This is a genomic window from Pelagibius sp. (assembly GCF_028289705.1).
In the GTDB taxonomy this organism is placed as follows: Bacteria; Pseudomonadota; Alphaproteobacteria; order Kiloniellales; family Kiloniellaceae; genus Pelagibius.
In genome coordinates this window covers 1-6,003 of record NZ_JANQOI010000130.1, presented here as the reverse complement: position 1 = coordinate 6,003, position 6,003 = coordinate 1, and the positions used below count along the sequence as shown (strand labels likewise).

Here is a 6,003-nt window from a genome sequence, read left to right as displayed (position 1 = left end):
GGTCGTCCTCGTCCTCGTCGCCGGCCTCTTCGATCATGGCATCGGCCTCGGCGTCTTCGAGATCGATCTTCTCTTCGCCGGCGTTCCCATCGGCCTCTTCGTCGGCGGGCTTCGCCGCCGCTGCGGCCGCGGCCGCTTTCGGCGCAGGCTCCGACTTGGGCGCCGGGCGCGAGCGCCGCGACTTCAGGAGCGCCTCAGGATCGAATTCCGCACCACAAGATGGGCAAATGATCGGCGATTTCCGCAAGTCGTAGAACTTGGTCCCACAACTCTGGCAAATGCGCTTGGTCCCCCACTTTGGATCCGCCACCAGCGCGCCCTCCAAGGATCGTCGTGTTAACTGTCCCCGGCTTGGCAATTGCCATGATCGTGCAACGCTGTCAAAAGGTAATTCGGTGGCGCCCGACAGGAACGAGACGCCTCGCCGGGAAAGCGCGGGAGGCATTGGCGGCGCCGCGGTTCATTGCTTTGCACAGGTTGTTTTTCACACAAGGAAGCGAACCCCTTGCGATCCGACACTGCGCGACCCGCGCCCGGAGCCACGGCTGGACCCATGGCCGGACCCATGGCCGGACCGATGACGGCCCAGCCGACAGAGGCGCTGTCCGGCACAACGCGCCTGCCCGGCGACAAATCGATCTCGCACCGCGCCCTGATGCTGGGCGGCCTGGCGGTCGGCGAGACCAGCATCGACGGTCTGCTGGAAGGCGAGGACGTGCTGGCCACCGCGGCGGCGATGCGCGCCCTGGGCGCCGAGGTGGAACGCGACGCGGGCGGGCGCTGGCACGTCTGGGGCCGCGGCATCGGCGCGCTAAGCGAACCGGAAGACGTCATCGACATGGGCAACGCCGGTACCGGCGCACGCCTCTTGCTCGGCATCCTGGCGAGCCATCCGCTGACCGCGGTGATGACCGGCGATGCCTCCCTGAGACGCCGGCCCATGGCGCGGGTGACCGAGCCGCTGGCGGCCTGCGGTGCAGAGTTCGTTGCCCGCGCGGGCGGCCTGCTACCCCTGACGGTGGTCGGCAGCCGCGAGCCGCTGCCCCTGGACTACCGCCTGCCGGTCCCCTCCGCCCAGGTCAAGTCGGCGGTGCTGCTGGCCGGGCTCAACGCACCGGGGGAGACCCGCGTGGTGGAGACCGAGGCGACCCGCGATCACAGCGAAAGAATGCTCGCCTACTTCGGTGCCAGCCTCCGCCGCAGCGACATCGAACTCGACGGCGCCGGCGCCAAAGAGGTGGTGCTGTCGGGCCAGCCGGAGTTGACGGGCCGCCCGGTGACCGTGCCGGCCGATCCCTCCTCGGCGGCCTTTCCTCTCGTCGCCGCGCTGCTGCTGCCGGGCTCGGAGATCCGCCTGACCGGTGTCGGCATGAATCCGCAGCGCAGCGGCCTGCTGACCACCCTGCAGGAAATGGGCGGCGACATCGCCATCGAGAATGCCCGCGAGGAGGGCGGCGAACCGGTGGCCGACCTGTTGGTCCGCGGCAGTTCCCTGCACGGCGTGGAGGTGCCCGCGGAGCGGGCGCCCTCGATGATCGACGAATACCCCGTCCTCGCCATGGCCGCCGCCGCCGCCGAGGGCCGCACCGTTATGAACGGCCTGGGCGAGCTGCGGCTGAAGGAGAGCGACCGGCTGGCCGCTGTGGCCCGCGGTCTCGGCCTCTGCGGCCTCAGCGTGGAGGAAGGCCCGGAAAGCCTGGCGGTGGAGGGCTGCAAGGGCCGGCCGCCCGGCGGCAACAACCAGCCCATCGCCACCGAACTGGACCACCGCATCGCCATGAGCTTCCTGGTGCTGGGCCTCGCCAGCGAGCGGCCCGTCCTGATCGACGACGCCGCGCCCATCGCAACTTCCTTTCCCGACTTCACCAGGGTGATGCAGGGCCTGGGCGCGAAGCTCGGCAATGCCTGAGCGCGCGCAGGGCCCGGCATGATCATCGCCGTCGACGGGCCGGTGGCCGCCGGCAAGGGCACCCTGGCGCGGCGCCTGGCCGGGGCCTTGGGCCTCGCCTATCTGGATACCGGGAGCATCTACCGGGCGGTGGCGGCCAAGATCCTGGCCGCCGGCGGCGATCCCGAGGACCACGGGCAGGCGGTGGAAACCGCCCGGGGCCTGGACCCGGCGGATCTGGCGCGCGGCGATCTGCGGCGGGAGGACGTCGGCCAGGCGGCCTCCAAGGTGGCCGCCAACCAGACGGTGCGCGAGGCCCTGCTGGACTTTCAGCGGCGCTTCGCGCGGCAGCCGCCGGGCGGGGAGGCGGGGGCCGTGCTGGACGGGCGCGACATCGGCACCGTGGTTTGCCCCGGCGCGGAGGTGAAATTCTTCCTAACCGCCTCCATCGAGGCCCGGGCGGCGCGGCGCCATAAAGAGTTGCTCCAACGGGGCGAGGAGAGTATATACGCCCGCGTTCTGCAGGACCTGCGCGAACGGGACGCGCGCGACAGCGGGCGGACCACCGCCCCGATGAAAGCCGCCGAGGACGCTCTGCGGCTCGATACAAGCGAGATGGACGCGGACCAGGCCTTTGCCGCGGCAATGGCCGAGATCGCAAACCGCCGAGGGCCCTCAGGGGCCGGATAGGCGCAACACTCCTCCAAGGGTTGTGATTCCCCGGGGAGATTGCGATCACAAAGATCGCTCCGCCGCTTTGCCCAGGGCCTGCAAGACTGTGTGAAAGCCCGGGATGGTCCCGGGAAGACCGGCGGCGACAACCGCCCGGCCTGGATAGTGCGACGAAGAGAAAGGACGAACCGAATGGCTCAAGCAGCCGGCGAGAACACCGCGGCAGCGACGGAAAGTTTTGCCGCCCTCCTGGACGAATCCCTAGGCACTGCAGACTCCCTTGAAGGCAAGGTCCTGAGGGGCACCATCGTCTCCATCGAAGGCGACAGCGCCCTGGTGGACGTTGGCCTGAAATCGGAGGGGCGCGTCGCCCTCAAGGAATTCGCCGAGGCCGGCCAGATGCCGGAACTGAAGGCCGGCGACGAGGTAGAGGTCTACCTCGAGCGCATGGAGAACAAGAACGGCGAGGCCATGCTGAGCCGTGAAAAGGCCAAGCGCGAGGAAGCCTGGACCCAACTCGCCAAGGCCTTCGACAGTAACGAGCGCGTCACCGGCACCATCTTCGGCCGCGTCAAGGGCGGCTTCACCGTGGACCTGTCCGGCGCCGTGGCCTTCCTGCCGGGCAGCCAGGTCGACATTCGCCCGGTGCGCGACGTCAGCCCCCTGATGGGCACCCCGCAACCCTTCCAGATCCTCAAGATGGACCGCTCGCGCGGCAACATCGTGGTCTCCCGCCGTGCGGTGCTGGAAGAGACCCGCGCCGAGCAGCGCTCCGAGCTGGTCGCCAACTTGAAGGAAGGCCAGGTGCTGCAGGGCGTGGTGAAGAACATCACCGACTACGGCGCCTTCGTCGACCTCGGCGGTGTCGACGGCCTGCTGCACGTCACCGACATCTCCTGGAAGCGCATCAACCATCCGACGGAGGTGCTCTCCATCGGCCAGCAGGTGAATGTGCAGGTGATCCGCTTCAATCCGGAGACTCAGCGCATCAGCCTGGGCATGAAACAGCTCGAGGCCGACCCCTGGGAAGGCGTCGGCGCCAAGTATCCGGTGGGCACCAAGTTCACGGGCCGGGTCACCAACATCACCGACTACGGCGCCTTCGTGGAGCTGGAAGCCGGCATCGAGGGTCTGGTCCACGTCTCCGAGATGAGCTGGACCAAGAAGAACGTCCATCCGGGCAAGATCGTCTCCACCTCGCAGGAAGTCGAGGTCATGATCCTCGACGTCGACGAGCAGAAGCGGCGCATCAGCCTGGGCCTCAAGCAGTGCGGCGCCAACCCCTGGGAGGCTTTCCTGGAGAGCCACTCGGCGGGCAGCGAGCTGGAAGGCGAGATCAAGAACATCACCGAGTTCGGCCTCTTCGTCGGCCTGCCCGGCGAGATCGACGGCATGGTGCATCTCTCCGACCTGGACTGGAACGTCTCCGGCGAGGAAGCCGTCAGGCGCTACAACAAGGGCGACAGCGTCAAGGTGAAGGTCTTGGACGTGGACGTCGAGAAGGAGCGTGTCAGCCTGGGCATCAAGCAGCTCGGCGACGATCCCTTCGCCGGCTCCACCGAGAACCTGAAGAAGGGCGACGTGGTGACCTGCACCGTGCACCAGGTGGTCGACAACGGCATCGAGGTGCAGGTCGGCGAGGGCGCCATCGGCTTCATTCGCAAGGCCGAGCTGTCGCGCGACCGCAGCGAACAGCAGCCGAGCCGCTTTGCCGTCGGCGAGAAGGTCGACGCGCGGGTGACCGCCATCGACCCGAAGACGCGCAAGATCGCGCTCTCGATCAAGCAACGTGAGATCGCCGAAGAGAAGGAAGCGGTGGCCGAATACGGCTCGACCGAGTCCGGTGCCAGCCTCGGCGACATCCTCGGTGCGGCCATTTCCGAAGCGGCGCGCCAGCGCGATTCGGAAAACGCCGAGAAGGAAGAGAACAAGGAAGGTTGAGCCGCCGCGGCACAGCCGACAAACTTATCGACAGCGGCCCGCCGGCTTTCCGGCGGTCCGTTTTTCTTGGCCGGGCGGGATTTCCGCTGTCTTCAAGATCTCGAACACATATCGCAGAACAGGCTAAAAAACGTTTGTTCTGAAAGACTTATCCTTGACGCCCGCGCCGTCCTCTGGCAACGTTTCCTGCACTTGAGGCCGGATCGTTCGTTTTCGGCTTTGAGGGCAGCCCGAACCCACTGCAGCGCCATGGCAAGGACGGGATCCATGGCAACAGGGGAATGTAGTCCCTGAGCCACAATCGGCGGGGGTTCGCGCGCTGCGGGAGGCAAACAAACGGGCAGGGGACACCCGACCAAAAACCCGGGTCGGGAGGGGAATAATGTCGCTATGACGAAATCGGAACTGATCCAGCACATCGCTGATTTGAATCCTCATCTCTATCACCGTGACGTGGAGCGGATCGTCACAACGATATTCGATGAAATCTCGGAAGCACTGTCGCGGGGGGACCGCGTGGAACTGAGAGGGTTCGGCGCCTTCTCGGTGAAGAAACGCGAGGCCAGGATCGGGCGCAACCCGCGCACCGGCGCGGCGGTCAGCGTTTCGGAAAAGCATGTCCCCTTCTTCAAGACCGGCAAGCAACTGCGCGAGCGCCTGAACGGCCGCCAGGGCTGAGCCCGGCCATCCAAGTCTTTGTCCCCTGGCGCTGCGTGAGCGGCCAAAGGCCGGATGGAGGGTCCGCCAGGTGGTTCCGAAGAGCTACATCATGCTCTAGACTAAGCCGAGTTCGGTCCCAACCTGCTGAGTGGCGCTGACGTGCGGTATATCTTCTGGCTTCTCACCCTGCTGCTGACGGCCGTCTTCATCATCTTCACGGTGGCCAACCGCGAGCCGGTGGTGATCGACCTCTGGCCGTTCGAGATCGAGCAGACTCTGCCGTTTTCCCTGGTGGTGCTGGCCAGCCTGCTGTTCGGCTTTCTGGTCGGCGCATTCCTCATGTGGCTGCGCTTCGGCGCCGCCCGCGCCCGGGCCCGCCAGGCCGAACAGCGCGCGGCGGTGCTGGAACGGGAGTTGACGAACCTGAAGCGCAGCCGCGCCGCCGCACCGCCGCAAGGCCTTCCGGGCGCCGCCGGCCGTGCCGCGCCGGCCGCCCTGACCGTCGACGCGACCAGCGATCGGAGCCCAAGGCTGCCCGCCGCCTCCGGCAGTGGCTGATGCGCGTCATCTCCGCAGCGGAGGTAGAGGCGGCCCTTGACTATCCCAGCCTCGTGGAAAGGCTGCGCCAGGCTTTCCGCAGGGATTTCGAAGTGCCGGTCCGCCACCACCACGACGTCGAGGTAACCGGCGCGCGCAGCGCAACCCTGCTGCTGATGCCGGCCTGGCAGGTCGACCGCCACGTCGGCGTGAAGATGGTCACGATCTTTCCCGACAACGGCGCACGCAGCCTGCCGGCGGTGATGGGCATCTACATCCTGCTGGACGGCAAGACCAGCGCCAGG

The 6,003-nt window shown here is 67.3% G+C and carries 5 protein-coding genes and 2 pseudogenes; 6 read left to right on the top strand and 1 reads right to left on the bottom strand.

Going from position 1 to position 6,003, the window contains the following annotated elements; translation table 11 throughout:
- Positions 1-310: TIGR02300 family protein (locus tag Q0996_RS17065; RefSeq protein WP_299622389.1), on the bottom strand; the 310-nt coding region annotated here is incomplete at its 3' end.
- Positions 311-553: 243 nt separating this feature from the next.
- On the opposite strand from Q0996_RS17065, the gene aroA reads away from it, so the two are divergent.
- The 6 genes and pseudogenes from aroA to Q0996_RS17035 form a co-directional block, all read left to right on the top strand.
- Entirely contained in the window at positions 554-1,909 is a 1,356-nt protein-coding gene (gene aroA / locus Q0996_RS17060) for a 3-phosphoshikimate 1-carboxyvinyltransferase (RefSeq protein ID WP_299622387.1), read from the top strand.
- Positions 1,910-1,927: 18 nt separating this feature from the next.
- Positions 1,928-2,578, top strand: coding sequence for a (d)CMP kinase (cmk, locus tag Q0996_RS17055; RefSeq protein ID WP_299622385.1), 651 nt, complete (start codon positions 1,928-1,930; stop codon positions 2,576-2,578).
- A gap of 174 nt (positions 2,579-2,752) precedes the next feature.
- Positions 2,753-4,501 carry a 30S ribosomal protein S1 gene (gene rpsA, locus Q0996_RS17050; protein ID WP_299622383.1) on the top strand — a complete coding sequence of 583 codons (1,749 nt, stop codon included), beginning with the start codon at positions 2,753-2,755 and terminating at the stop codon, positions 4,499-4,501.
- Positions 4,502-4,864: 363 nt separating this feature from the next.
- Positions 4,865-5,179, top strand: a pseudogene (ihfB, locus tag Q0996_RS17045) (integration host factor subunit beta); the annotation flags it as partial.
- Between the two features lie 141 nt (positions 5,180-5,320).
- Entirely contained in the window at positions 5,321-5,719 is a 399-nt protein-coding gene (locus Q0996_RS17040) for a LapA family protein (protein ID WP_299622382.1), read from the top strand.
- Positions 5,719-6,003 (top strand): annotated as a pseudogene (locus Q0996_RS17035) (ornithine cyclodeaminase family protein); the annotation flags it as partial. The gene Q0996_RS17040 and the pseudogene Q0996_RS17035, both read left to right, overlap by 1 nt.

Excerpts from the sequence above, each read along its gene's own strand:
- aroA (WP_299622387.1), top strand. The coding sequence starts at position 554 with ATGGCCGGACCCATGGCCGGACCGATGACGGCCCAGCCGACAGAGGCG.
- cmk (WP_299622385.1), top strand. The coding sequence starts at position 1,928 with ATGATCATCGCCGTCGACGGGCCGGTGGCCGCCGGCAAGGGCACCCTG.
- rpsA (WP_299622383.1), top strand. The coding sequence starts at position 2,753 with ATGGCTCAAGCAGCCGGCGAGAACACCGCGGCAGCGACGGAAAGTTTT.